This window comes from Gracilibacillus saliphilus, assembly GCF_010994085.1.
Lineage (GTDB): Bacteria > Bacillota > Bacilli > Bacillales > Amphibacillaceae > Gracilibacillus > Gracilibacillus lacisalsi.
In genome coordinates, this window is record NZ_WJEB01000006.1 from 90,337 (window position 1) to 111,742 (window position 21,406).

Below are 21,406 nucleotides of genomic sequence, written 5' to 3' on the forward strand. Positions count from 1 at the left end.
AGAAGTATATGACTATTATCAAGGATTTTTTGAAATAAATCTGTTGTTATATTTCATAATTTAACTTAAAATACTATATAAGAGGTGACAACAATGGATGGATTCAAAAAAAGAACTCAACGAAAGATGAATAAAATCCTGGAAGCATCACTTCAACTATTTTCTAATGACGGAATTAAAAATGTTCCGATCGCCAAAATAGCAAGTGAAGCGAATGTCTCCCAGGTTACCATATATAATTATTTCGAAAGCAAAGAAAAACTGATTCATGAAACAATGATTTATTTCGTCGAAAAGGAATATCAAAAATTCCTAGATATAATAGACAGTGATGTTCAGTTTCCGGAGAAAATTGAACAGATTATTTTCAACAAAACGGATGATGCAGCAAAAATAAATGAGGAATTTTATCACTATCTGATGAATGATTTTACAAATGAAGGGTCATATATTGATATGGCATATCAGGAAAAAGCACTCCCTTTATTCAACCAGCTGATAGAGGAAGGGAAAAGCACAGGATATATTCATCAAGATATTTCAACAGAAGCGATTATGATCTATATTCATATGTTTAAAGATTATATGAAACAAGACAATGTCAGCGACTATATTTTACCGTTAGCTGAAGATATTACTAAGCTGTTCTTCTATGGTATGATGGGGAAAAGAAATTAACGGTTTAGCAAGGAGGAGCTTCGATGACATCATCGTACCAGTCACCGTTCTCACATCAAGAGGTGTTGACGAACTCCTCATATAGGCATATTTCAGTCGAAATAACGTACTAAATGTCCGCAAAAATGAAGATCATTTTTAACATTCCTTTGTTTTTCTATTGTGATTTCAATTGCTGTATTGCTGATGAAGATTATGAATATATGGTATAACTTTTTCAAACTGATCAGGATAATCGAATCCAAGGCGATTTGCTAATTGCTTTGCCTGTTGACGAAATATTTCTTGCATTGAAAATAATGCTTCCCAACATTTGTCCAACGAATTTATGTGATAGGTTTCTTGTAACGCTTTCAATACATCATTATCTAGATAATGATGGAGAAACTTATTAACAGCACCAAGATTCACTTTGAAATCATGCTCCGCACCAACATTCCATGCTATTATTCGTAACAATTCCTCTCGTAATACTCTATCAAGATGAAAGGTCGCATAAAAAAATTCTCCTCGGCACAGCCCTTTGGCTACATATGGAGATACCCACCAAAATTCATTACAGGAATCAGTAAAATGCTGCTCTGACGGCTTTTTCAGAAAATGACTGCTCTCATCCGGGACCGGGCGGTTTGCTATTAGGTTATCTTTATCTAATAATATTTCGGTTAAGCTATCATTTTGCAGATAAAGATCTAACTCTTCTAAAGGAATAAGCATTAAATCGATTCTGTTTCCATCAGTAAATTGCATCAAAAAGGTAAACCAGTTACCTAAAGTAGCAGGAAATAATGCTGATTCTTCCGGTGTTTGCATAATCATGCGCTCCCCAAAATAATCAATCCACTCCCTGTTTTCCAGAAAAGAAGCCATGTCTGTTACTAGGTAAACGATGTCATAATCCTGGAATCGATCTTTTTTAATATTAGGATTGGTACGGGAACCATTCATTCCTACTACACGAACTCTATCATCTGCTTTAGCAAAATCCATCACTAAATCGATCATTTCCTTTTCATTACGCATTTATAATTCTCCTTTTTTCAACTGCTTGACCACCACTCTAGCTGCCTACATGAGTTAAAGTGGTCGGTCTTCGCTATCATCATGCTCTACAACGCTAACAAGAAATAACATACTTACTTTTTTACTAAGTAAATAGCGAGCTTCTCTGGCAAGTTAGTTGAGGAGCGTCCCCGAAAAAAAAGATTTACTCATAAATTCCGTATGTTCTATTTACATCTTGTACGAAGATGATGCCGTTACCGGGTTCATTTATTTTCAGATCTTCACTAATTTTTTCACAAATGGCATCGGTATAATTTTCATCTGACAGTATCATCACGACTTCTTTTTCAGGTTCAATATCCATGGAGAACAACTTACTCGTCTCGTGGACGCCCGATCCACGTGCATTGATAATTGTTCCACCTTTAGAACCACCTTTTTGCGCTGCTTCAATAACCTCTTCCGCTTTTCCTTTATCAACTACAACCATAATATTCTGGTACATGATCTCTTCTTCACCTCTTTCCTCATCCTCGTCTATTTGACAGCTTCTTGTTCCCATCAAACTCGTTAAAGATGTAGTAAAAATGATCCCGTGGTTAGGCTTATCGAAACGAAACACTTTATTTAAATGTTCTAAAGTTTTTTTACTTGTTTTGCGATTGGAGATCATCATGACAATCTCTTTACGCATGTCTGTGATCGACAATAAATTTAACAATTTATTACTGATCGTTCCTTTTCCAAGAAAAAGGGTTCCACCTTTCACACCGCACTTTTTAGCTTCTTTTAAAATTTTACTTCCTATGCCGAATTTGACAATGACATGTATGATTTCAAATTGAGGTGTTTTCTTATTAGGCAACATTATTCCATGCCTCCTTTTCGTGACTTCATCTTAAAGATCAGCCCTAATAATTGTAGTGTAATAAGTGGTGTTAATGCTACCATTGCTATCATCCCGAATCCGTCAACAATAACATCTGCCCCTTCAATCGCATCCGCTGCTCCATGGGTAAATGCCAGAATAAAAGTTGCAGTCATCGGTCCTGATGCAACACCACCAGAGTCAAATGCGATACCAACAAATAATTTCGGTGCCACATACATTAACGCAACTGCTATTAGGTAACCTGGTAAAAGATAATGCCACAATTGTAATTCTGGAACTAAAATTCGCAGCATTGATAAGGCAACAGCAATTCCGACTCCGATTGCTAATGTAAAGAGGACCACTTTACGTTTAACATAACCACTTGTTACATCTTCAATCTGATTTGTTAATACATACACAGCAGGCTCTGCCAATATCGTAACAATCCCTAAGATTAAACCAATAATAACAATATACGCTTTATTGTCCAAGGAGGCAATACTATGTCCTAATTCGGTACCTAATTCCATAAATCCTGCATTTACTCCGACTAGAAAAAGGACCAACCCAATAAAAGTAAAGACAAGACCTGTGATAATTTTACGGAAATTAGTTTTTGACAGTTTAAATGATAGTTTTTGGAATACTAAAAATATCACGATGATTGGTGACAACGCGAGGATTACTTCTTGCGCAATATGACCAAATTCGTGAAGAAATGGTGCAAATACAGAATCTGAAACAGGATGATCTTGTTCCATTGTTCCTGTCAATTTCGCTTGGTTGGTAATGATACTCATCAACATAACTGCAATAATCGCACCGACAGACGCAATCGCTACAAGCCCGAAACTGTCTTTCTCTGATGCTTTGCTATCCTTTTTCAATACAGAGATACCAATCGATAATGCGAGAATAAAAGGTACCGTCATCGCACCTGTAGTCGCACCAGATGCATCAAAAGAAATCGCTAAAAGTTGTGGTGAAGTAAAGATTGCTATTATAAAGACAATCCCATACAGCACTGTGAGTATTTTAAATAAAGGTATGTTGTGAACAATTCTTACGAGACCAAGCGAAAGCAAAACTGCAATACCAAGTGATACTACCACAACTAAGATAAATTTCCCGATTGCTCCTGCGGTTACCATCTCAACCTGTCCTGCTAAAATGTGTAGGTCTGGTTCCGCAATGGAAATAATAAACCCTAAACATAATCCGGCAATGATCACAATCCATAAGCGATTTGATTTCGCAATCGTTTTTCCAAGGTGTTTACCAATCGGGGTGATTCCAAGATCAACACCTAATAAGAAGATCGATAAACCGATAATAATAAAGACTGCTCCAATTAAAAAGCGGATAATTAAGGTAACATCAAGTGAAGTCAGGGTAAAATTTAAAATGACGACAATAATTGTTATGGGAAGTACTGCTAGTACAACTTCCAGGAGTTTTGATAATAAAATATTCAAACCAGATACATTCCTCTCTTCTTCAGATGGTTATTGTTCTCTATGATATGTAATAAAAATAGAACGGAAATATGGGGAATAAATGTAGTTAAAAATAGTATAGCATAAGAAAATAAGTTCCCACAAAGCAGACACCTCTTGATTCCGTCTGCTTTAGTATCGGGCACTTTTTGGTGGATATCGGGCGTTTTCAGAGAGATATCGGGCACTTTTGGACATTTTCCGGGCGCTTTTCAATTGATATCGGGCACTTTCGTTTACTTATCGGGCACTTTTCAAAATGTGTTCCAAATATAGTTTCGCAATATTTATATCTGTTAGACTCGTGAGTGTTCTGCTTCCGACTATATCTTCTATTTCATTGAACAAAAGTCCCCCTTGTTTATCAAAGACAAAATCAATTCCTATAAAATCAGCTGGTAAAATAGAAATGATTTTATCCACCAATTCCTGCTCTGACGAAGATAATGGATACAGTGTTGCTTTTCCACCAAGTGTATAATTTGCACGAAAATCGCTATCTGATTCTCGAAGTACACTTCCAATCACTTTACCACCCATGGCAAAGACGCGCAGATCTTTTCCAGGTATTGCTAACGATTGGACAATGTATCTCTCACTCGTTAACGGCGGTAAATCTGCTAACGAATCAAGCATATGTACTTGATTTCCGCTTCTTCCATTAACGGCTTTTACTATAATGGGAAAACAAAATGAGTACTCCATTAATTCAGCTTTTTTTATAAAGTATGTATCAACCATTGGAATTCCATAGCTAGCAAATAGTTGATGTGTTTGTGCTTTATCATTAGCAATAGTAGCCACTCTTGAATCGTTATAAACCCGGATACCTAGTAACTCGAATTGCTGAGAGAGGAGTGGATCGATTGCTCTCATCATTACAAAATCCGGGTAATCTTGCCCTTTCCAATCTATAAAAAGGCGACGATCCTGAATACCATATGTCAGCTCATGATAGATAACAAGCTCTAACTCTATTTCGAGCGCTTCTGCTTCTGTTTGTAGCCAATCAATAAAAGTCTTATTCTTCTCGGCGTCCTCTTTTCGGTAAATCAGCCAACCATTCATACGATTACTTCTCCTTTGTTCCACTTTATTCTCAGTATAGCATGTACCTTTATTGACAGATACGTTATATTTTTCAGTTATTATGGCAAAAATGTTAAAGCTATACTGGTATGCATAAAAAGAAATCCATAATCTTTTCCTTGGGAGTAATGAGACATGAGACAAATATCAAATATTCAGCTTTTTGCACTCATCGTAACATTTGAGATTGGAAGTACGACATTGTTTGCCCTAGGTGTAGGAGCTAAAAGGGATGCATGGATCGTTGTGTTAGTGTCTTTTGTTCTCAGCTTTATTTTATTATGGGTATATACTGAAATACCGAAACATTACCCTAAACAAAATTTTTCCGAAATTTTAAACGACTGTCTTGGTGTGATACTAGCTAAACCGTTATTATTCATGTATAGTATGTATTTTCTAGGTCAATCGACACATAATTTCTATGAATTTGGTGCCTTGATTCAAATGACGGCACTACCTAGAACACCACTTCTCGTTACTCTGTATTTATTCATCGTCGTCATGGTTTATATTTTACATAAAGGAATTGAGGTCCTTGGTCGATCAATTGAAATATTTCTCCCCTATCTTTTCTTTATCTTACTCGCTGCTTATTTTATGAATATGATTTCCGGTGAGTTTGAGATAACAAATTTATTACCCATTCTAGGCGAGGGATACCAACCAGTCCTTAAAGAAATCCCAAAAGTTGTTGCGTTCCCCTTTGGTGAGATGGTTGTCTTTCTCGTCATTTGGCATTATGTCAACAAGCAGAAAGGTATTCGTAAAACAACGTATATTGCTGTTACGGTTTCGACATTTTTATTATTAATAGCTAATATTGTCTTTATTGCTGTCTTAGGTGCTGAACTGACAGCAAGTTCGGAAATACCATTGCTCGAGACAATGCTCTCGGTTCATATTGCGATGATTTTTACCAACCTTGATATAATCGGTGTGTTTATTATGTTTATCGGCGGATTTTACAAAACTGCTATCCATTTTTATGGCTTTGCTTTAGCTTTTACATGGTTAATAAATAAATCCAACGCTAAATGGGTTATTACTATTTTTGGTTTAGCACTTCCGTTTCTTTCCATACTACGCTTTGAAAATTTAGATGATCAACGATGGAAAGGGATGGAGGGAGGTATCTACAATATCTGGATATATGCACTCCTCCCCTTACTCATATTGCTCATTATTAAAGTAAAGCAGAAACATAGAAAGTAAAAAGGAGGATATCCATGCCTATAACTATGGAATTACTGAAAGCTGACCCTTTCTTAGGCTTTTTAATATTCGGAGGGTTAGCTTATGCTGTCATCTTATTACTCGTACTTATATATCACATATTTAAAAGGATCTTTCACTAAATTATTCGTTAGGATGTAATGATCCATCTAGTAACCCGGTATTTAAAACTTCGATCTCCACCTTTATTTCATAGGGAACATTGGCAAATTCTTCACTCCAATTATCTTTTACGTTGTTCCAGACTTTGGGATACTTATTGCGTAGCGCTGCCCCAAACCCAAAAATATCTGCTTGAAATTCTTCCTGTGCTTTCGTTATAACTTGTTCTACCTTATCTTTCACTTCTTTTTCTGCCGTTTTTTCAAGTTCTACTGTTACTTGCGCAAGTTCTTTTCTTGTTTCGGTTTTTTGTAATTCCTGACGTTCTGCAACTTCCAATTGTTGCTTTATTTCAACTGTAAAGGAGATATCCTTTTGATTCGTTACTTCGGGCTTAATAGTTGAATTAATATTAACTAAATTCAGTGTAATAAATTTATCCTCTTTATAAGGAAAAGTTAGTGCACCTTGTTGGCTATTTCTGTGAATGGTAGTGATCCAATTATACGCACTTGTTTCATCATTATTCATAAACCCAACAAGTTTATCTTTTTTAAAAGCTGCTCCACCAGACAAATGCACATCAGGTTCTGCACTCTGTTCATTCTGTTGAAAAGTTATAACACCTAATACGGGATTTTGCCCTTGCCTCAATGATTGCTTATAAAACTTCAATAAATTAAACGAAACAGCTTCATACTCTGCATTGTCAAATAAACCATTAAGAAAATCGGCAGGAACCTTTGCGATACTATTTTTTTGCTTCTCCAGAACGGAAGAAGCACTTGTCCCCCTTGTCACGCCTAGCCACACATAACTTCTCACTACCTGTTCTCGTTGAAATGTTTCGAATATGGGTAGTAATCCTTCTCGGGCAACTTCTTCACTGACAATCACTACTTTGTTATGTGCATAGAAGCCTTTTCGATCTATTTTATGATTTGTTTTCCTTAATAATTCAGACATCGACCTTCCTGATACCGAGACCGTTAAAAAAGGTTCGTCTTGAGAAGAGACAAATGTACTCTCAGCTGATGGCCTTAAAAATTCTGAGGTAAGCTGATATTCCCCTGATTGTTGATCCATATCAATTGCCATCGCAGCCACAATCCCAACCTCTGTTAATTCCTCTACATCCCAACACCCACTCAACAAAATCACCATAAAAAAAGGTACTATTTTCTTCATAAGTTGTCACTCCTAGGATGTATTTAATATTTCTTGCGAAGAACGGATCTTGGCTTACTTTGTAAACTCTTCAATGGCGTTCTCACAAATGTATCTCTCCATTCCTTCAGCACTGCGGGTGCGAACGGTGTAAGATAAGGAACACCAAACGATCTTAAGGAACAAAGATGGGCAACGATAAACATTGTCCCGAGCAGTAAACCATAGAATCCGAAGGTTCCTGCTAACAACATCAGGAAAAAGCGAACTAAAATGACAGCATTATTGATTGCAGTCACAACAAAACCGGTAATAGCTGTCAATGCTACTACAATAACCATTGGTGCTCCTACTAACCCAGCCTGTACTGCAGCTTCACCAATTACTAATGCTCCCACAATACTTACAGCTGAACCGATAGGTCGAGGCATTCGGACCCCAGCTTCACGAAGCAGCTCAAAAATAACAGTCATGATTAAGGCTTCTAATAAAATCGGAAAAGGTACTCTTTCCTCAGCAGCAGCCATCGTTGTTAATAATAAAGCTGGCACCATTTCATGATGAAATGTAGCCGCCGCTACAAATACTGCTGGAGTAGCAACAGTTAGAAATAAAGCGATCATTCGAATAAAACGAATTAATGATGTAAATTGAAACTTGGTATAATAGTCTTCTGGCACTTGCATTGATTCAATAAATAAGTAAGGTATGGTTAATACAAATGGGGTCCCATCACACAATATCGCCACTCGACCTTCCAGTAACTTTGCAGCAACTTTGTCAGGTTTTTCACTGTTACCTACCGTCTGAAAGATAGACTTAGGATGATCTTCAATATATTGCTCTAGATAACCAGATTCTAATACAACATCCGTCTCGATCGATTCAAGCCGTTTTCTTAATTCATCTACTGTCTCTTGCTTAGCAATACCATCTATGTAGCCAATCCGAACTGGAGTTTTCGTATTTCCGCCAATGATGAACTCTTCAAAAATTAAATGAGGATTATTTATCTTCCGGCGGATTAAAGAAGTGTTAGTAGTAATGACTTCGTTAAAACCTTCTCTTGATCCTCGGACCGTTGATTCCGTGTTAGGTTCTTCTACCCCTCGCGACTCATAAGATTCTGTACTGATTAGTAATGCACTGTCAAACCCATCGATAAATATTGCGGTTTGTCCCCGAAGTATTTTTTCGATAACATGATCAAGATTAGAAGTCTTATCTACAGAAGATGCTTTGATAATATTAGAATCCATATAGGAAACTAATGAATGATCGTTTATTTCCTCCTCCAATAAATCAATTCCTAATAACGGCTCTAAGACATTATCATGAATAAACTCTTCTCTAACGATACCTTCTGTATAACAAATAAATGACTCAGTATTCTTCTTATCCTTTAACTGCAAATCTCTGAATTGGATATCAACACTATTTTTAAAGATACTCTTTAATGTTGAACGATTATCCTCGAGCACCGTTTTCACTGTTTGATTCTTTTGCTTAGGTTGTTGAGATTGATTATTCTTTCGGACTTTCCAATGTCTCCTCATTTTTTCTACCTCATCTCTTGTTGACATACATAGTTGTATTATTTGTAGAAAGATAGAATAGATACAAAAAACCGAGCAAAAATTTGCCCGGTTTAACACTCAGTCAATGCTCTCTTTAATAAAAGCCATCATATTTTGTGTAATATCAACACCTGTGCAATCATAAATGTTTTTAAAATGGGCGTTGGAATTGATTTCACACAAAATCGGTTCATCATTTTCTCCAAAAAGGAGATCAACACCTGCAAAATCTGCACCAACTAATTGACTACAACGAACCGCCAACTCCTGCTCTCTTTCTGATGGCTGGTAACGAAACATTTTACCACCTGCAGTCACATTTGCACGGAAATCTTGCTCTGATTTTCTTAACATAGCTGCCACTACTTGGTCTCCAACAACATTTAAGCGCACATCTCGACCATAGCTTGATGCAATGTATTCTTGATAAAGGTGTGGCTTATGCTGTAATTCTTTCACTTTTTGACGTAATTGCTGCTCATTTTCCATTAAATATACTTGTTCACCAAAGGATCCAAATGCTTCTTTAATAACCATAGGAAAGCCCAATGTTTCGATTACTTGATCAAGATGACTGTCGTCTTCTAACGAAACAAAAACCTTCGGGGCAATGATCGTCTTCGGCATTCGAATACCATGATTCGCTAACTGTTGATAGGTTAATGCTTTATCATCACATATTTCAATCGCTTTTGCAGAATTAAATAAACGCAATCCCTGTACTTCCAATTGCCTTGCCAAAAATAAATCCTTATCCCAGAAGAATACAAAGTCTGGATCAGTTTTTTTCGTTAATATTCTTGTTTCACCTTCTTCGATAGCAACGAGTAATTGATTATTAGCGAGCACATCTATTTCAAAGTCAAACGTCTCCGCTGTTTCTCGTAACCATTCGATTTGTTCGGCAAATTTCTTTGTGTATAGATTACCATTGTAAATAATCCAGCCTCTCTTCCCCATTGCAAAACCTCCTAAGAAAAGCGCAGAGCGCCCGTTTAGAAACGTAGCGACTGGAACGCATCAACTGAGATAAAGGAATCACGGTGAGTTTACGAACCGATGATGACTTATCGTAGGGCGATTCGTGAAGTCGCCTAGTTTCTGGGCGTTCGGAGCTAGACATCTGCGCAAATTTTATACTTTCTTGTCTCACTAGGAAAAACCGGCAAACCCCGCCGGTCCTTTATTACTTTAGTAGTAATGATGAAATATTTGAACAGCTTTACCACCGCTCCGGCTGCCCACTTCCCTTTCCGTGGGGTTTGTCCTTCAGCTAACTTTTTCGAGCCAAAACCGCTCGAAAAAGTGGATCTTCAGGCCAAACGATTCCCACAGGAGTGAAAGTGGGCGGCCTTCGCTTTATGCATGTGCTACAACCTTTGTCAGATCTGGCAACTTGGCTTATTACCCTAGTGAAGCGCAACAGATTTAGCATGGGGATATGCTAATAACGTGAGACTCCCTCAGCACGCCCAGTGAGGTTTATATGATTAATGGAACAAGCCGGTTTCTCTCGATTTCTTCATTAATTGATGTGTATACTTATTCAAGCGTGCTTTGAACAGGGCTCCAACAATCAAGGCAACAAGTCCGAATGCCGATAGAACGATGACATCATGCTGGACTTTACTCCATACAATTCCTCCTACTGCCTCTCTCATCAAATTAATCGCATAGGTGAAAGGAAGATAAGGGTTAATTGCCTGGAAAAACTCTGGCAATAAGTCGACTGGGTAAGTTCCACCAGCACCAGCAATTTGTAAAACAAGAAATACGATAGCCAATGCTTTACCAATGTCACCAAAAACCGATACTAAGGTATATACAATCAAAATAAATACAATGCTTGATAACAAGCCAAATAATATAAACCATATTGGTTCCCTTATTTCTACACCAAGAAAATACATGTCACCTAATGTCACGATAATGGTTTGAAAGAACCCGATTGTGATAAAGGTGAATAATCTGCCAAAATAAATCTGTCTTCCTGTATAGGTCTCTACATGGTGAGGATCTGTTGCCAACAGTGAAATTAACAGCAATCCACCGACCCATATCGCTAAAACCGTGTAGAATGGCGTCATTCCCGTTCCATAATTATCAATGGGGAATAACTTATTTTGATTTAACATGACTGGTTCCTCAAAAAAGGTTCGTTCCGCATCAGGATCATTTTGCAATAAATCAATAATTTCTTCTAAATCCGTTTCCCCTTCGACACTTCGGATTTTATCTGCGAGTTCATTAATTTTGCTATGAATGTAAGGATATTCTGCTAATACATTTTGCAGCATCTCTTCTCCATCTGTTAAATTAGCTGCTGTTCTATTTAATATTTCTTGTGCTTCTGGTATCGTATCTTGAACTTCTGTTAAGATATTTCTAGCTGACTCTAACGTACTTTTAGCATGCTGAATTTCTTCTTTGATTCTCGGTTCAATCGTTTCTTGATACTCAGTAATAAAGGCATCCAATCGGTCATTTGTAAATTGTGCCGTTTCTTTTAAGTTCGCCATCATTTCTTCTAATGCTTCATTATGTTCTGCAATCAACTCATCAGCTTGGTTCAATTGTGCTTGTAATTCTTGTAATGTTGCTTTCATCGCAGTCACTTGATTTAGTGCATCTTCTATCTGCTCTTGATTATTTTGCTGATTGTCTTCTTCATTTGTATTTCCTTCAGCTCCCTGATTGTCTTCTCCATTTTGATCTGGATTATCCGCTGTTTCTTCATCCTGATTTGGCTCTTGATCTTGCACTTGCCGTAAAATTTCCTCGATAGATTCAATCGACGTAATGGTACTATCTATTTGATCATTCCAATTGTTTATTTGTTGATTGATATCTGGCAACTCCTGTGAAGAGAGATCGACAGATTCCAAAAATTCATTGGTATCCTGCACTGCTTGCTGAATCGTTTCTAAGTCTTCGTTTACACGTGGAGCTATTTCATCTAAGCGTCCTTCTGCTTCATCTATAAATGCTAACGTCTCATTTACGGTTGAAAGTCCTTGATCGGTTGCCTCTTTCACTCTAGGAATAAGACTATTAGCATCATCGATCATACCTTCTGCATTTTCTGCATCTGCCAACGTTTCATCTAAGGAATTTTTAATTTCCGGCAGCTTTTCTTCGATTGTATAAATATAGTCTTCAAATTTTTTAATGTCTGGCAGTGAACTTTCCAATTCAATACCGATCTGGTTAAACATATCAAAGATAACGCCATTAACAGTTGAAATAAAGCTTGAGCTTATTTCTTCAACAATTACGGTAGCTCCTTTATCGGTTATTTTTGGAGCAATTGCGTTTATTTTTTCATTTACGTAATACTCTACCTCTGCTTTTTCTGGCTGACCACTGATCACTGTAGCCAACTTCTCCGAAAAATCTTCCGGAACCACAATGACAGCAAAGTAGTCTCCATATTCTAATTTGTCTATGGCCCCTTCTTCATCGACGAACTGCCAATCCATAGAGTCATTACTTTTTAGTGTTTCTACTAATTCTTTGCCGACATCGATGTCCTCCTCACGAACGGAGGCACCGGTATCGTTATTCACTACCCCGACTTTAATTTGATCAGTTTGACCATACGGATCCCATGCTGCTTCAATATTCATCCAAGCATATAACGAGGGAAGGATCATGAGGCCGCCTATTAAAATTGCAGCAACCCAATTAGTAATAATATTCTTCATATCGGTTTTGTATAGATGTAAACTATTTTTCATATTTTCGCCTTCTTCTACTTAAAATCAACAAAACCAATTATACCCAACTACATCTTTCGAAACAAATGTTAATTATTTTTTAGACATTATTCAATCTGTTCAAAGGCTTTTTCGTATAATCTCGCTGTTTCGATAAACCGTTCGATTTCTGAGGACGTTCCCATTACAACTGAGATAAGTCTTACACCGTTCCTCTCAACAGTTCCGGTGAAACAATAGCCAGCAAGATCGGTATATCCAGTCTTCAAGCCGTCTACCCCATCAAAAGCTAAGTCTCCTTTCAGCATCCAATTCGTATTATCATATTCCCTGTTATTTAAAAAATATGTAGGCTGATTACTAGTCTCTAACAATTCCGGATATGTCGTAATCAAATGCTCCGCAAGTTTCGCTAAATCCTGTGCCGACATCATATTTGTATCATCTACACTCCCGACAGAATAATAATCACCCAAATGCAAATTATCTAATCCAGTGCTGTTTACAAACTGTGTATCCTCCAGCTGTAACTCTTGGGCTCGCTGATTCATTTGCTGTACAAAAACTTCTTCACTTCCAGCTAATTCTTCCGCTAATGCGATGGTTGCACCATTTGCAGAGTGAATTGCCATCGCCTGAAACAATTCTGCCACCGTATAATCACGTTCTTTCGATAAATCTACTGAAGCATATCCTGGTTGGCGGGAGATAGTGTATGCATAATCACTTATTTCTACATCACGCTCCCATTTCAGTTCTCCATTCTCAATTGCTTCTAAAACAAGTAATTCCGTCATCATCTTTGACATGCTTGCTGTAGGTAATGGTATATCACTATTTTTTTCATAAATAACATGTCCTGTATCGGCATTTATTAAAAGAACAGAACTTGCCTCTAAATCGATATCGGTAATATGCCAAAACCTGTCTAATGGTCGATCGGGATATAGCATCTCTTTTTTTACTTTTTCTGTCTGAGGAGCCTTGTTAAATGGTAATGCTGCTTGGTCTCCCGCTTGATAACAGCCACTTAACAACAATAACACCACGAGTAATAATCGTTTCATTTTTTATACCACCAAAACTTTTTCTTTCAGTATAGCATAAATTACATAAGCCTCTAGACTTAGAAAAGTTACGTCTCAAGAGCAATACCCAATTGGATAATTAAGGTATAAAATGAAATCGCTAGGTAGATATAGTTTGTCCACAACTTAGATAATCATTCAAAAACAACTTTTATCAGGGGACTTAGCACTGTAAATAATATGATCCAGGAGGAGATACCATTGAAGTGGTTAAGATTTATTATTGAAAGGAAAATCCTTGTCAGTTTGCTTGTTGTGCTTATTTTAGTCTTAGGAATTCAGTCAATTTTAAAGTTAGACAGGGAACTGCTACCATCAGTCAATATGGATGGGGCATTTGTTGATATCATGGCAGGAGATATGTCTGCGCTTGATGTTGAGCAAACCATTACCAACCCCCTAGAGAATGAGATCAAAGGAATTGATGGAGTAGAAAATGTTGCTTCTACCTCTTATATAGGTAGAACTAATGTCAGTATTATGATTGAAACAGACCGAGGGGATGAGGTTTTTCAAGAGATAGAAAATACCATCCACACTGTAGCTTCTAGCAATGATAATATTCAAGATTATCAAGCAGGTCAATTTAGTACAGAGGGAGATTATGAATTTTACCTAGATTTATCTGGCGAAGATATGGTGGAGATGACAGATTTTGCTGAGAATATATTGGAACCTCGATTAGAAAACCTTCGGGAAGTTAGAGATGTTGCTTTAGAGGGAGGCTACAAGCAGGAAATCATTGTATCATTCGATCGAGATGAAATAATGGAGCAAGGACTTGACCTTCAGCAAATTATTACTACTATCCAAGAGGTAAACCGAGAAGCGGCTATTGGGCAATTCGAAGGAGAAGAAGATACTCCGTCCTTAAGATGGCACTCCGCATTAGATTCAACTTCGAGCATTGAGGATATACCAATTCAAGGCCAAAATGAAACGATTGTATTAAAAGATATCGCAGAGGTTTCCCTTCAACCGCAAGAAAGTAATTCTATCGTTTGGAAGAATGGATCCAAGGATTTCATCATGATACAAATTGGTCGAGTTGCAGACGTAACTCAAATTGAAATGGCTCACGCTGTCCGTGATGAAATAAAAGAGATAAGAGAGGAAGGACTTATAAATGGATTTGAACTACACGAGGTTGTAGCCCAAGCTGATTATGTAGAAGATTCTCTTAACGGCGTAACGGCAAACATTCTTATTGGCGGGATTTTATCAATATTTATCCTATTTCTCTTCCTGCGTAATATAAGAGCTACTTTTATTATTGGTTTTGCAATTCCGACTTCTATTTTGCTTACCTTTATTGCTATGTGGCTGTTTGATTATAGTTTTAATATGTTGACGTTAATTGGCTTAGGATTAGGGATTGGGATGATGGTTGACTCCTCTATCGTTATTCTCGAATCAATCTATCGGAAGAAAGAACAGGGCTTGGAGAAATTGGAAGCAATATTAGAAGGAACAAAAGAAGTAGCAACTGCAGTCATCGCCTCTATGCTAACAACGATTGTCGTATTTGTACCAATTGGATTAATTAGTGGAGATATTGGAAGGTTTATGATTATTTTATCGATGATAGTAGCCATTACCTTAGTCAGCTCTGCCCTTATCTCCTTTACCGTTATTCCAACTTTTGCTCATCGCTTTTTAAAAATCCGTAAAAGCCGTGCAAAAACAAAAGATGGTTGGATTATCAATAGCTACACCAGATTCGCTCAATGGATTGTCAAGAAAAAACGTAATAGCTTCGCCATCATTAGCTTGTTTATCTTTATGTTTGCTGGTTCACTCTTTTTAGTCTCGAAAATACCAATGACAATTATGCCAGATGTGTATAACCGTTATGCAGAAATGATGATTGAATTAGAACCAGGTGTATCCATCTCTGAAAAGAATGAGGTTGTCCAAGAGATTAATCGAGAACTAGAAGCGATACAAGATGTAGAAGCGAACTATGCGATGGACGATGGTGGCTTACTGTTCAGTATTATTAATTTGACCAAAGGAGATGCCATTACTAAAGAGCAAAGCGAAGTTAACGAAGAAATCCTGAAATCGTTACGAGAATTGCAAGATACACAGCCGATTAAAAGTGTGCAAAGTACGTTCTCGGAAGGTGGCGGGCAACCAATCCAAGTGATGATAAAAGGGGATAAATTGGAGGAACTTGAATCCATTGCAACTGAATTCTCCAGTGAATTAGAAGAAGTACCAGGGGTTGTCGGTGTTAGTCACTCTGGTGAACGTGCTTCCCTTGACGAAGTAATTGAATTGAAAGACGATGCTATCAGTGATAGTGGTCTTAGTTCCCTCTATGTTAAAAATTATATAGAGCAAGCATTTTTAGGTATGCCGATTGACGAAATCGTTGTGGAAGATAAAGAGATACCTGTTCAAGTAGCATGGGACGATGAAATTGATAAGAAAGATGCCTTATTGGCTATGGAAGTACCGACAATGGAAGGTGATAAAGCATTATCTGAATTTATTCGTTTGAATACAACAGAAATTCCAAATCAGATCACACACGATGACGGAACACGATATGTATCAGTATCTGCTGAATTAGAAGGAAGGGATTTAGGTTCAGTTAATCGCGACATCCAACAGTTAATTGCTGATTTTGAAACACCGGACAGCTATCAAATCGAAACTGCAGGTGACTTGGAACAACAGCAGGAATTAATGATGGAGATTCTAATCATTATCGGGATTGCCATTTTCCTTGTTTATTTAGTGATGGCTGTGCAATTTGATCACTTATTCCATCCAATTATTGTGATGTCCATTATTCCGATGACAGTCGTTGGTGTGATCTTAGGTTTATTCTTCACTCAACGGGAATTAAGTGCATTGTCAGCTATGGGGATTATCATGCTCATTGGTATTGTTCTCAATAATGCGATCCTGTTTATCGATCGAACGAAACAACTAAGAAAAGAAGGGTATATCGTTACAGATGCACTTGTTGAAGCAGGAAGAAATCGAATCCGACCTATTTTTATGACTAGCTTTACAACCGCTGCCGGCATGCTACCATTAGCGATTACAACTGGGACGTCAAGTAACTATCAAGCACCAATGGCAACGGTTATCATTTCGGGATTACTGTTCGCAACGTTTATTACACTATTATTGATTCCTGCGATTTATCGATTGTTTAGCTCTAATAAGAAATTAAATAAAGAAGCTAAAGAAGAAGCTTCTATGTCTGCTTAAGTTAATTTGAAAAGGGAAATAGATCTTCTTGCTAGTGCCGTTTCCCCTGGAGTTCGTAATTTGTTGTAGCTTCTGTTTTCTGGCAAGTGAGGTGAAAATTATGCAGATTTCAAGGGGAACTGCCACGCGTACGAATATGTCGTAGTTAAGTGTTCTTGTGTCTTCGAGAGTCCTTCTCGAAGACACTTTTTCCTATTTGAATGTTGTTTTGCCCTCGAGAGCTGTTCTCAAAGATACTTTCTACAATTAATAGCTTCTTTCCATATTAAAAAGACAAACAAACCTTGAATGGTCTGCTTGTCTTTTAGATTAGCCTAAAATATTATAACCAGAGTCTACATAAACGATTTCTCCGGTAACACCTCTGGATAAGTGGCTCAGCATTGCTACTGACATATCTCCCACTTCTTCTTGTGTCACATTTCGTTTTAGAGGCGATTCTGCCTCAATTTTGTGTAAAATCTCATTGAACGATGGAACACCTTTGGCAGCTAACGTTTTGATTGCACCAGCAGAAATAGCATTTACACGAATATTATGTTCTCCTAAGTCCATCGCTAAGTATTTAACAGTAGACTCCAATGCTGCTTTTGCAACACCCATCACATTATACCCTGGCACTACACGTTCTGCACCTAAGTAACTCATTGCCATAATCGATCCACCTTCAGCCATTAAAGACTGTGCTTCACGAGCTACTGCAATTAATGAATATGCACTTGTATCTTGTGCAAATGCATAGCCGTCACGAGATGTTTCAACAAAACGGTTTTTCAGATCTTCTCCATGTGCAAAAGCGATTGAGTGCACGACACCATGAATGGTACCGACTTCATCAGCAATTTTACCGAACGCTTCCTTGATACTATCATCATTGTTGACATCACAAGGAAGTACTAGCTTTGCGTCTAGGTCTGACTTTTCCAGCAATTTTGTTAGTTTTGCTAAAGAACGCTCCTTACGATACGTAAAAATTAGGTTGGCACCTGCTTGATGCAAGGATTGCGCAACGCCCCAAGCCAGACTTCTCTGATTTGCTACGCCCATCACTACGACATTCTTCCCTTTTAATTTTAATAAATCTTCCATAACGTCCTCCTAATGAACTTGATCACGCGCTAACTCCCAGAAATGTTTCGCTAACCTTTAGTCCCTGGAAGTCTCACCTTTATATTTGGTGTTAGTACCTACTGCTAATTATCTTTACTATAACATATTTTTCCCGAAATAAAAATGATTCATATGTGTATAATACCGTTTGAAATAGATAAAGTTAAGGAAAAAGACAGGTGATGGATGTGATTATAGGCTTAGCAATTATCAGTATTATCATTGCGCTCATTTCGCTACTCTACACATTAAAGGTCGGCAAAACTGTAAATCAACAAAAAGGTGAACATGATACAAATACAAAAGCAACGGCGAAACACCCCATTTTGTTCAATCCGATTTTTTTAACATATATTTTCGGCTTTGGAGGTTTAATTCTATTTATTTTTTATCTCACGTCTAAATATTATTAATGTTTCAACCTCTGCGCTTTTTTATGTTAAAAACATTCCCTATACTATTGCATTCTCTCACTATTATTGGAATAATTTTAATAATAAGCTTTTCTTAAAATAATAGGAGGGATGTGTAATGGATTTTTTGTTGGATTGGTTAAGCACAATTAACGAAGAAGGTGCAGCGATACTTGGTGAGATTGGTGGATGGGTGTGGGGACCTCCCCTACTTATTTTATTAGTCGGGACAGGTTTATATTTAACATTCCGACTCGTCTTCTTGCAGTTTAAGTTGTTACCTTATGCATTAAAACTAGTCTTCAGCAAAAAACAAGATAAATCATCCAAAGGGGATATTAGTCATTATCAAGCATTAACGACAGCGATGGCAGCAACCATTGGTACTGGTAATATCGCCGGTGTCGCTACAGCAGTTGTTGCAGGGGGACCCGGGGCTGTATTTTGGATGTGGATTACTGCATTAGTCGGAATGGCTACCAAATATGCGGAGGCATTGTTAGCGGTGAGATTCCGTGTTGAAAATGAAAATGGAGAAATGTCCGGCGGTCCGATGTACTATTTGGAACGAGGACTAAAAAACAAACCAATTGGTAAATTTTTAGGTGTATTATTTGCGATTTTCGCTTCAATTGCGGCGTTTGGTATTGGGAACATGGTACAGTCTAATACGGCAGCTTCATCATTAGAGGAATCTTTTTCTATTAGTCCATTTATTACTGGTATTGTCTTTACTGTATTAGCTGCTTTAGTTATCATTGGCGGGATTAAAAGTATTGGTAAGGTGACAGCTTTCTTTGTTCCGGTGATGGGTGCATTTTATATTTTGGGTGGACTTATTCTTATTGTTTTGAACTTTGATTTAGTACCTGGAGCGATCTCTTTTATTTTTGAAGATGCGTTTACTGGTAGTGCTGTTGGTGGTGGTATCCTTGGTACCGTTATCCGCTATGGAGTGGCACGTGGTGTATTCTCCAACGAAGCTGGTTTAGGTTCTGCACCAATTGCGGCAGCGGCAGCCAGAACTGATTATCCAGCAAGACAAGCTTTGGTTTCGATGACACAAGTTTTCTTTGATACGATCATTGTTTGCTCGATTACAGGTATTACCATTGTCATGGCAGGTCAATGGGACGCTGGATTGGATGGATCAGCATTAACTAGTGCTTCCTTTGCTCAATTCCTAGGGACATCAGGGTCTTATATTGTAACATTTGGTATATTATTCTTTACCTTTTCTACGATTCTTGGATGGTCTTATTACGGTGAAAAATCTATCCATTATTTGATGGGTGCTAAAGGTGTCAGAGTTTATCGTTATATTTTCATCGCCTTCGTCTTTATCGGCGCAGTTGTATCACTAGATGTTGTGTTCAACTTCTCCGACGTGATGAACGGTTTAATGGCCTTTCCAAACTTGATTGGTCTACTTGCCTTATCTGGAATTGTCGTGGCAGAAACGAATAAGTTTTTGAAGGTTAAAAAAGAAGAAAAATAATTTTAACTTAATAAAAACTTGGTATTCGCCTTGTCTCTTAGTGAATACTTATGCGTGAAAAGCAGGAAACCATTTGGCTTCCTGCTTTTCCTGTTCTCTCTATATTAATTAAAACCTACTAACCGCTGTGATATTTTATAAGCCCCCACTGATATCTTTCGACCAGCACGGCCAGGCAAATTAATTAGCCTACCCATTATACCGTACTTTAGACTTCGGTAAAGTCTCAGATCGTTTTCTTTTATATACCTCATTAACTCTTTTTTCTTTCTAAGATTCTCAGCAGTACCAGATCTTATTAATAAGATTGCCGAGACTACTGTAACGATTTCTAAATGACGTAATAGATAATGCTGTAAATTCTCATTTTTTATATTCATTTGCTGTGCTCTATCTATCATTAACTTATTGACTTTAATTTGTTGATCAATTCGTTGGATCATTATATTCTCCTGAACTGATTGATCCTCTCTACCAATATAGTATCTATAAAAATCTACATTAATATAATAGATTTTCTCAACAAACTCTAAAGGAGTAAATACATATAAATTATCAACATAGAAAGTATGCCTTGGTAATTCCAACCCACAATTTTGGAGTAATCGAGTCCGGTAAATAACGGAATGCATCAAGATATATTGTCCTTTATGAAAATGCTTAATATCATCCCATCTAAAAATTCGACCTTCCGGGAGAACATTTTCATACTTCATAACCTTCTTATATCTTGCGCCTTCTTTTTCGTATACAAAGTTACTTACTATCATATCTACCTGTTGGTTTTCTATTGAAAATTGCCGCAATGTATCCAATATTTTTATATAGGATCGTACATCTACCCAATCATCACTATCCACTACTTTAATATAAAGCCCTGTTGCATGTTGAATACCTGTATTAACAGCTGCACCGTGCCCGCCATTTGACTGGTGAATTGCTTTCACTACATCAGGATACTTATGCGCATATTCCTCGGCAATCTCTGCCGTTCTGTCACTTGAACCATCGTTAACTAGCAAAATTTCTACTTCCTGTCCACCTGACAACAGCGACTCTACACAATATCTCATATAATCTTGTGAATTATAACACGGTATTACGACTGATAATAATTTCATACTTCCAC

Annotated in this window: 16 protein-coding genes; 5 read left to right on the plus strand and 11 right to left on the minus strand. The window is 37.4% G+C overall.

What is annotated here, in order from left to right; genetic code table 11:
- Positions 1 to 93: 93 nt before the first annotated feature.
- Positions 94 to 678: a TetR/AcrR family transcriptional regulator gene (locus tag GHT08_RS08540; protein ID WP_153835500.1), complete on the plus strand. Its 585-nt coding sequence runs from the start codon at positions 94 to 96 to the stop codon at positions 676 to 678.
- 168 nt (positions 679 to 846) lie between these two features.
- Here the strand turns inward: GHT08_RS08540 and GHT08_RS08545 are convergent, their stop codons facing one another.
- The 4 genes from GHT08_RS08545 to GHT08_RS08560 all read right to left on the minus strand — a co-directional run bounded on the left by GHT08_RS08545 (position 847) and on the right by GHT08_RS08560 (position 5,121).
- On the minus strand, positions 847 to 1,701 hold the full coding sequence (locus tag GHT08_RS08545; protein WP_163581005.1) for an aminoglycoside 6-adenylyltransferase: 855 nt from the start codon (positions 1,699 to 1,701) through the stop codon (positions 847 to 849).
- A 184-nt stretch (positions 1,702 to 1,885) separates the two neighbouring features.
- Positions 1,886 to 2,551: a P-II family nitrogen regulator gene (locus tag GHT08_RS08550; RefSeq protein ID WP_163581006.1), complete on the minus strand. Its 666-nt coding sequence runs from the start codon at positions 2,549 to 2,551 to the stop codon at positions 1,886 to 1,888.
- A complete protein-coding gene (locus GHT08_RS08555; RefSeq protein ID WP_163581007.1) occupies positions 2,551 to 4,032 on the minus strand; it encodes a DUF1538 domain-containing protein in 1,482 nt (493 codons plus the stop codon). Before GHT08_RS08555 ends, GHT08_RS08550 begins: the two co-directional genes overlap by 1 nt.
- A gap of 261 nt (positions 4,033 to 4,293) precedes the next feature.
- A complete protein-coding gene (locus tag GHT08_RS08560) occupies positions 4,294 to 5,121 on the minus strand; it encodes an ATP-grasp domain-containing protein (protein WP_163581008.1) in 828 nt (275 codons plus the stop codon).
- A 156-nt stretch (positions 5,122 to 5,277) separates the two neighbouring features.
- Between GHT08_RS08560 and GHT08_RS08565 the strand changes: the two genes are divergently transcribed.
- Positions 5,278 to 6,357, plus strand: a complete 1,080-nt coding sequence (locus GHT08_RS08565) for a GerAB/ArcD/ProY family transporter (protein ID WP_163581009.1) — start codon at positions 5,278 to 5,280, stop codon at positions 6,355 to 6,357.
- Between the two features lie 144 nt (positions 6,358 to 6,501).
- Here the strand turns inward: GHT08_RS08565 and GHT08_RS08570 are convergent, their stop codons facing one another.
- From GHT08_RS08570 to GHT08_RS08590, 5 genes are all read right to left on the minus strand, one after another.
- Positions 6,502 to 7,668 (minus strand): Ger(x)C family spore germination protein, encoded by a 1,167-nt coding sequence (locus GHT08_RS08570; RefSeq protein WP_163581010.1) that lies wholly within the window; start codon positions 7,666 to 7,668, stop codon positions 6,502 to 6,504.
- A gap of 23 nt (positions 7,669 to 7,691) precedes the next feature.
- Positions 7,692 to 9,203 (minus strand): spore germination protein, encoded by a 1,512-nt coding sequence (locus tag GHT08_RS08575; RefSeq protein WP_153835507.1) that lies wholly within the window; start codon positions 9,201 to 9,203, stop codon positions 7,692 to 7,694.
- A gap of 99 nt (positions 9,204 to 9,302) precedes the next feature.
- Entirely contained in the window at positions 9,303 to 10,184 is an 882-nt protein-coding gene (locus GHT08_RS08580; protein ID WP_163581011.1) for an ATP-grasp domain-containing protein, read from the minus strand.
- 530 nt (positions 10,185 to 10,714) lie between these two features.
- Positions 10,715 to 12,961 (minus strand): YhgE/Pip domain-containing protein, encoded by a 2,247-nt coding sequence (locus tag GHT08_RS08585; RefSeq protein WP_163581012.1) that lies wholly within the window; start codon positions 12,959 to 12,961, stop codon positions 10,715 to 10,717.
- Positions 12,962 to 13,047: 86 nt separating this feature from the next.
- The gene (locus GHT08_RS08590; RefSeq protein ID WP_163581013.1) at positions 13,048 to 14,007 is read right to left on the minus strand and encodes a D-alanyl-D-alanine carboxypeptidase family protein; all 960 of its coding nucleotides are present in this window, start codon (positions 14,005 to 14,007) and stop codon (positions 13,048 to 13,050) included.
- A gap of 222 nt (positions 14,008 to 14,229) precedes the next feature.
- On the opposite strand from GHT08_RS08590, the gene GHT08_RS08595 reads away from it, so the two are divergent.
- Positions 14,230 to 17,256: an efflux RND transporter permease subunit gene (locus GHT08_RS08595; RefSeq protein WP_163581014.1), complete on the plus strand. Its 3,027-nt coding sequence runs from the start codon at positions 14,230 to 14,232 to the stop codon at positions 17,254 to 17,256.
- Between the two features lie 309 nt (positions 17,257 to 17,565).
- On the opposite strand, the gene fabI is transcribed toward GHT08_RS08595, so the two are convergent.
- Complete coding sequence (gene fabI / locus GHT08_RS08600; RefSeq protein ID WP_163581015.1) at positions 17,566 to 18,345, minus strand: enoyl-ACP reductase FabI; 780 nt, start codon at positions 18,343 to 18,345, stop codon at positions 17,566 to 17,568.
- A gap of 200 nt (positions 18,346 to 18,545) precedes the next feature.
- Between fabI and GHT08_RS08605 the strand changes: the two genes are divergently transcribed.
- Positions 18,546 to 18,779: a hypothetical protein gene (locus GHT08_RS08605; RefSeq protein ID WP_163581016.1), complete on the plus strand. Its 234-nt coding sequence runs from the start codon at positions 18,546 to 18,548 to the stop codon at positions 18,777 to 18,779.
- A 118-nt stretch (positions 18,780 to 18,897) separates the two neighbouring features.
- The gene (locus GHT08_RS08610) at positions 18,898 to 20,277 is read left to right on the plus strand and encodes an alanine/glycine:cation symporter family protein (protein WP_163581017.1); all 1,380 of its coding nucleotides are present in this window, start codon (positions 18,898 to 18,900) and stop codon (positions 20,275 to 20,277) included.
- A gap of 104 nt (positions 20,278 to 20,381) precedes the next feature.
- Here the strand turns inward: GHT08_RS08610 and GHT08_RS08615 are convergent, their stop codons facing one another.
- Complete coding sequence (locus GHT08_RS08615; RefSeq protein ID WP_163581018.1) at positions 20,382 to 21,398, minus strand: glycosyltransferase family 2 protein; 1,017 nt, start codon at positions 21,396 to 21,398, stop codon at positions 20,382 to 20,384.
- Positions 21,399 to 21,406 lie beyond the last annotated feature (8 nt).

Bases quoted from the DNA above. Each gene is read 5' to 3' on its own strand.
- GHT08_RS08540 (WP_153835500.1), top strand. From the start codon at position 94: ATGGATGGATTCAAAAAAAGAACTCAACGAAAGATGAATAAAATCCTG.
- GHT08_RS08565 (WP_163581009.1), top strand. From the start codon at position 5,278: ATGAGACAAATATCAAATATTCAGCTTTTTGCACTCATCGTAACATTT.
- GHT08_RS08550 (WP_163581006.1), bottom strand. From the start codon at position 2,551: ATGTTGCCTAATAAGAAAACACCTCAATTTGAAATCATACATGTCATT.
- GHT08_RS08545 (WP_163581005.1), bottom strand. From the start codon at position 1,701: ATGCGTAATGAAAAGGAAATGATCGATTTAGTGATGGATTTTGCTAAA.
- GHT08_RS08570 (WP_163581010.1), bottom strand. From the start codon at position 7,668: ATGAAGAAAATAGTACCTTTTTTTATGGTGATTTTGTTGAGTGGGTGT.
- GHT08_RS08560 (WP_163581008.1), bottom strand. From the start codon at position 5,121: ATGAATGGTTGGCTGATTTACCGAAAAGAGGACGCCGAGAAGAATAAG.
- GHT08_RS08590 (WP_163581013.1), bottom strand. From the start codon at position 14,007: ATGAAACGATTATTACTCGTGGTGTTATTGTTGTTAAGTGGCTGTTAT.
- GHT08_RS08585 (WP_163581012.1), bottom strand. From the start codon at position 12,961: ATGAAAAATAGTTTACATCTATACAAAACCGATATGAAGAATATTATT.
- fabI (WP_163581015.1), bottom strand. From the start codon at position 18,345: ATGGAAGATTTATTAAAATTAAAAGGGAAGAATGTCGTAGTGATGGGC.
- GHT08_RS08615 (WP_163581018.1), bottom strand. From the start codon at position 21,398: ATGAAATTATTATCAGTCGTAATACCGTGTTATAATTCACAAGATTAT.
- GHT08_RS08575 (WP_153835507.1), bottom strand. From the start codon at position 9,203: ATGAGGAGACATTGGAAAGTCCGAAAGAATAATCAATCTCAACAACCT.
- GHT08_RS08610 (WP_163581017.1), top strand. From the start codon at position 18,898: ATGGATTTTTTGTTGGATTGGTTAAGCACAATTAACGAAGAAGGTGCA.
- GHT08_RS08580 (WP_163581011.1), bottom strand. From the start codon at position 10,184: ATGGGGAAGAGAGGCTGGATTATTTACAATGGTAATCTATACACAAAG.